This window comes from Nitratireductor sp. GCM10026969 (assembly GCF_042660605.1).
GTDB lineage: Bacteria > Pseudomonadota > Alphaproteobacteria > Rhizobiales > Rhizobiaceae > Chelativorans.
In genome coordinates, this window is sequence record NZ_JBHSUM010000209.1 from 1 (window position 1) to 5708 (window position 5708).

Below are 5708 nucleotides of genomic sequence, written 5' to 3' on the forward strand. Positions count from 1 at the left end.
CGGGGGGTGCGGGCCTGCGGGTGACCGTACCTCCGGGGTTGCCGGCGCGCGAGATCGACCACTTTCTCGCCCGCCACGAAGGCTGGCTCGAAGAGCGGCTGAGAAAGCTGCCGGAGCGGCCGCTGGTGCGGCACGGCATCAAAATCCCGCTGCGCGGCGTGCCGCACCTCATCGTCCACGAGCCCGCCCTGCGCGGCACGGTCGAGGCCGTAACGCGTGATGGACAGCCGCTGCTCGTGGTGCGCGGGGCGCGTGTGCACCTGCCGCGCCGGGTGGCGGAATTCCTGAAGCGGGAGGCGAAGCGCGATATCGAGATGCTGGTGGCCCGGCATACGGCAAGCGTGGGCCGCCGCGCCAAGGCCATCCGCTACAAGGACACGACGAGCCGTTGGGGCTCCTGCACCTCAGACGGCACGCTCTCCTTCTCCTGGCGCATCATGATGGCCCCGCCCGCGGTCATAAATTACCTTGTCGCCCATGAGGTGGCGCATCTGAAGGAGATGAACCACGGTCCCCGCTTCTGGAAGCTGTGCAAGGAGCTTTGCCCGGACACCGAACGCTGCAAGGAGTGGCTGAAGCGCAACGGATCGGCCCTGCAGGCGATACAGTTCGGCTGAAAGTGCTGCATCCTTCGACGGGCTCAGGATGAGGGCCGGCGCTGGCTTTCTGCGGGCATGTCGGAGCTGGCACAGTGCCCCCCTTTGCCTTCGCCCCTCATCCTGAGCCCGTCGAAGGATGTCGCCGCGCCTTTCACCTCGACTTCGCCGCTATTTCATGCCACTTCCCACCCTTATGGAACTCGACATCAAGATATGCGGCCTTAAGACGGACGAGGCGGTGGATGCCGCGCTCGCAGGCGGTGCGCGCTATCTCGGCTTCATCTTCTTTCCCAAAAGCCCGCGCAACGTGACGGCTGAGACAGCGGCGCGGCTGCGGCGGGCGGCGGAAGACAAGGCGCAGGCGGTCGCCGTGACGGTCGATGTCGATGACGAAGCGCTGGAGCACATCGTCAAAAGCATGCAGCCGGATATGCTGCAGCTTCACGGGAAGGAGAGCCCGCAACGTGTCCGCGCGCTGAAGGCGCGTTACGGCCTGCCGGTCATGAAGGCGATCCCCGTGCGCGAGGCCGCTGATCTCACCGCGATCGACGCCTATCGGGGCATCGCCGACCGGTTGCTGCTGGACGCCAAGCCGCCCGCGGGGGCGGAGCTTCCCGGCGGCAACGGCATTCCCTTCGACTGGTCCCTCCTGGCTTCCCTTGACGGCGAAGTGGATTACATGCTTTCCGGAGGCCTGAACGCTGCCAATATCGGCCAGGCGCTCTCGGCCTGTCAGCCGCGCGGCATCGACGTCTCCTCCGGCGTGGAAGGCGCGCCGGGCGAGAAGGATCCGGAACTGATACGTGCCTTCTTCCAGGCCGTGCGCGCGGCACGGCCGGAGCGCGTCTAAGGAGGCGGCATGAACAAGCCCGCTCAACCAAACTCATTCCGCACCGGACCCGACGAGCAGGGGATGTTCGGCATCTTCGGCGGTCGTTTCGTCGCCGAAACGCTGATGCCGCTGATCCTGGAGCTGGAGCGCCACTGGAACGCGGCTAGAGATGACCCGGCCTTCAAGGCCGAGCTCGACCACCTGGGGGCGCATTACACAGGCCGGCCGTCGCCGCTTTATTTCGCCGAGCGGCTGACGGAGCATCTCGGCGGAGCGAAGGTCTATTTCAAACGCGACGAGCTGAACCATACGGGCAGCCACAAGATCAACAACTGCTTGGGCCAGATCCTGCTTGCGCAGCGCATGGGCAAGACGCGCATCATCGCCGAGACGGGCGCGGGCCAGCACGGCGTGGCGACGGCCACGGTGGCGGCGCGCTTCGGCCTGCCCTGTGTGGTCTATATGGGTGCGACGGATGTCGAGCGGCAGGCGCCGAACGTCTTCCGCATGAAGCTCCTGGGCGCGGAGGTGAAGCCTGTCAGCGCCGGCCACGGCACGCTCAAGGACGCCATGAACGAGGCGCTGCGCGACTGGGTGACCAATGTCGAGGACACCTATTACCTCATCGGCACCGCCGCCGGCCCGCATCCCTATCCGGAGCTGGTGCGCGTTTTCCAGTCGGTGATCGGCGAAGAGGCGAAGGCGCAGCTTCTGGAAGCCGAGGGCAAGTTGCCGGACATGCTGGTGGCAGCCGTGGGCGGCGGATCGAACGCCATCGGTCTGTTCCATCCCTTCCTCGACGACAAGGAGGTCTCCATCGTCGGCGTCGAGGCGGGCGGCAGGGGGCTCGAGGGCGAGGAGCACTGCGCCTCGCTGACGGCTGGCAGGCCCGGCGTGCTGCACGGCAATCGTACCTATCTGCTGCAGAACGAGGACGGGCAGATCAAGGACGGGCACTCGATTTCAGCCGGGCTCGACTATCCGGGCATCGGGCCGGAGCACTCGTGGCTGAAGGAATCGGGCCGGGTCGAATATGTGCCGATCATGGATACGGAGGCGCTGGAGGCGTTCCAGCTTCTCACCCGGCTCGAGGGCATCATCCCGGCGCTCGAACCCAGCCATGCGTTGGCCGAGGTCATCAAGCGCGCGCCGAAGATGCGCAAGGACCAGATCATCGTCATGAACCTGTGCGGGCGGGGGGACAAGGACATCTTCTCCGTCGCCAAGCATCTGAACATGGATATCTGAACCATGACGATGCACTTCATCGATATCTGGGTGAATTGCCCCGACCGCGAGACGGCGGAGAAGATCGCCGAAGCCGTGATCGGCGACAAGCTCGCTGCCTGCGCCAACATTTTCGCGCCCATCCGGAGCCTTTACCGGTGGCGGGGCGCGGTGGAGCAGGCCAAGGAAGTTCCGCTGCTTTTGAAGACGCGGGCCGAGCATTTCGATGCCGTCTGCGCAGCAGTCAGGCCGCTGCACCCCTATGAGGTGCCGTCCATCACGGCGACGGCGATCACGGATGTCGACCAGGAATACGCCGACTGGCTGCGCAAGGAGACGAGGGAGCCGGCATGACCGCCACGCGCATCGACACGCTTTTTGCCCGGCTCAAGGCCGAGAACCGGCCGGCGCTGGTGACCTATTTCATGGGCGGCGACCCAGACTACGAGACCTCGCTTTCGGTAATGAAGGCACTGCCCGAGGCCGGCAGCGACATCATCGAGCTCGGCATGCCGTTCTCCGATCCGATGGCCGACGGCCCGGCGATCCAGGCGGCCGGCCTGCGCGCGCTCAAGGGCGGCCAAACGCTGGCCAAGACGCTTGAGATGGCGCGCAGCTTCCGCAAGGAGAACGACGACACGCCGATCGTCATGATGGGCTACTACAACCCCATCTATATCTATGGGGTCGAGCGCTTCCTGACCGACGCCAGGCAGGCCGGCATCGACGGGCTGATCGTCGTCGACCTGCCGCCGGAGATGGACGAGGAGTTGTGCCTGCCCGCCCTTGACGCCGGCATCAACTTCATCCGACTGGCGACCCCAACGACCGACGACAGGCGCCTGCCGAAGGTGCTCGAGAACACGTCGGGTTTCGTCTATTACGTGTCGATGACGGGCATTACCGGATCGGCGTTGAGCGATACATCCAAGGTGAGCGCCGCCGTCAACCGGATCAAGGGACACACGGACCTGCCCGTCTGCGTCGGCTTCGGCGTGAAGACGGCCAACCAGGCGCGCGCCATCGGGGCGGCCGCCGACGGCGTGGTGGTGGGCACGGCGATTGTCAATGCGGTCGCCAATGTGCTCGGTCCCGACGGCAACACCACTGCCGATCCGGCCGAGGCGGTGGCGACACTGGTGCGCGGCCTCGCCGATGGCGTGCGCGAGGCGCGCCTTGCGGCTGCCGGATAGGAAGCGCATCATCCGCGGCGAGCCTCGCGCGGAGCGGAAAAAGGAAAGGCTTGGGCCATGAACTGGATCACCAACTACGTGCGGCCGAAGATCAACTCCATGTTCGGCCGCCGCGAGATGCCGGAAAACCTCTGGATCAAGGATCCGGAGACCGGAGAAATGGTCTTCCACAAGGATCTGGAGGAGAACCAGTGGGTCATCCCCTCCTCCGGCCACCACATGAAGATCAAGGCCAGGGACCGGCTCAGGTTCTTCTTTGACGAGGGCGCCTACGAGACGCTGGAAAACCCCAAGGCGCCCACCGACCCGCTGAAGTTCCGCGACGAGCGGCGCTACAGCGACCGCCTGCGCGACGCCAGGGCAAAGACGGGCCTCGAGGACGCGGTGCTGAACGCCGTCGGACGCATCGAGGGCCTCGAGGTGCTGGCCACGGTCCAGGATTTCGCGTTCATCGGCGGCTCGCTCGGCATGGCGGCGGGCGAGGCCATCGTGCGCGGCTTCGAGACCGCCGTGGAGCGGCGGCTGCCGCTGGTTCTGTTCGCGGCCTCCGGCGGCGCGCGCATGCAGGAAGGCATTTTTTCCCTGATGCAGCTTCCGCGCACCACGGTCGCCGTCGACCGCCTCAAGGAGGCCGGCCTGCCCTATATCGTCGTCCTCACCCATCCGACGACCGGCGGTGTGACGGCCTCCTACGCCATGCTGGGCGACGTGCACATCGCCGAACCGGGCGCGCTGATCGGCTTCGCCGGCCCGCGCGTCATCGAGCAGACGATCCGCGAGAAGTTGCCCGAGGGCTTTCAGCGCGCCGAGTACCTGATGGAACACGGCATGCTGGACATGGTCGTCTCAAGGCTGGAGATGAAGGAGACGGTCGCGCGGCTTCTGAAGATCCTGCTCAAGACACCCGCAGAGCTTACGCAAACCGAAGAAGCGGCGGAAGAGACTCCGGCCGAGGCCGAAGAGGAACCGGCCGAAAGCGAAGCGCAACAGGCATAAGCCAGCCGCCCCTCCCGATCGAGGCCATTGATGACCGTGGAAACCGCCGAGCGCGCCATCGAGCGGCTCATGTCGCTCCACCCGAAGGGGTTCGACCTGTCGCTCGAGCGGATTGCCCGCCTGCTCGAGCGGCTCGGCAATCCCCATGAGCGGCTGCCGCCGGTGATCCACATCGCCGGCACCAACGGCAAGGGCTCGGCCGCCGCCTTCGCCCAGGCGCTCATCGAGGCGTCCGGCAGAACCGTGCATGTGCACACCTCGCCGCATCTGGTACGCTGGCACGAGCGCTATCGGCTTGGGGCGGCGGGTGGCGGGCGCCTGGTGGAGGATGCCGTGCTGGCCGAGGCCGTGGAGCGCGTGGCCGAAGCCAATCGCGGCGAACAGGTGACCGTCTTCGAGATCCTGACAGCCGTCATGTTCGTGCTCTTTTCCGAGCACCCGGCGGATGCAGCGGTCGTCGAGGTGGGACTCGGCGGACGCTTCGACGCGACCAATGTCATTCCCCGTCCCGCCGTCAGCCTCATCATGCCGATCTCGCTCGATCATGAGGCCTATCTCGGCGACCGGGTGGAGCTGATCGCGGCCGAGAAGGCGGGCATCATCAAGCGCGGCGTGCCCGTCGTCGTCGGCCAGCAGGAATGGGATGCCGCGCGCGACGTGCTCATCGAGACGGCCGAGCGGCTCAACTGCCCGCTGCAGGCCTACGGGGAGAACTTCATCGCCGTCGAGGAAGGTGGCCGCATGGTCTATCAGGACGAGGGCGGTCTGTTTGACCTGCCGCTGCCGCGGCTGGCCGGCCGGCACCAGATCGCCAACGCCGCCGCGGCGATCGCCGCCGTCAAGACGGCGGGCTTTCCGGTC

General features: G+C 66.4%; 7 protein-coding genes. All 7 read left to right on the forward strand.

From position 1 onward, the window contains the following. A partial coding sequence (locus tag ACFP9U_RS23295) for a M48 family metallopeptidase (protein WP_378625112.1) occupies positions 1-617 on the forward strand: 617 nt, incomplete at its 5' end. A 175-nt stretch (positions 618-792) separates the two neighbouring features. Further along, a complete protein-coding gene (locus ACFP9U_RS23300; RefSeq protein ID WP_378625119.1) occupies positions 793-1449 on the forward strand; it encodes a phosphoribosylanthranilate isomerase in 657 nt (218 codons plus the stop codon). A gap of 9 nt (positions 1450-1458) precedes the next feature. Then, entirely contained in the window at positions 1459-2679 is a 1221-nt protein-coding gene (gene trpB / locus ACFP9U_RS23305) for a tryptophan synthase subunit beta (RefSeq protein WP_378625113.1), read from the forward strand. 3 nt (positions 2680-2682) lie between these two features. Then, positions 2683-3012, forward strand: coding sequence for a divalent-cation tolerance protein CutA (gene cutA / locus ACFP9U_RS23310; RefSeq protein ID WP_378625115.1), 330 nt, complete (start codon positions 2683-2685; stop codon positions 3010-3012). Continuing rightward, the gene (gene trpA, locus ACFP9U_RS23315; protein WP_378625116.1) at positions 3009-3851 is read left to right on the forward strand and encodes a tryptophan synthase subunit alpha; all 843 of its coding nucleotides are present in this window, start codon (positions 3009-3011) and stop codon (positions 3849-3851) included. Before cutA ends, trpA begins: the two co-directional genes overlap by 4 nt. A gap of 57 nt (positions 3852-3908) precedes the next feature. Beyond that, positions 3909-4847 carry an acetyl-CoA carboxylase, carboxyltransferase subunit beta gene (gene accD, locus ACFP9U_RS23320; RefSeq protein ID WP_322451202.1) on the forward strand — a complete coding sequence of 313 codons (939 nt, stop codon included), beginning with the start codon at positions 3909-3911 and terminating at the stop codon, positions 4845-4847. A 30-nt stretch (positions 4848-4877) separates the two neighbouring features. After that, on the forward strand, positions 4878-5708 hold an 831-nt coding region (locus tag ACFP9U_RS23325; protein WP_378625118.1), incomplete at its 3' end, for a bifunctional folylpolyglutamate synthase/dihydrofolate synthase.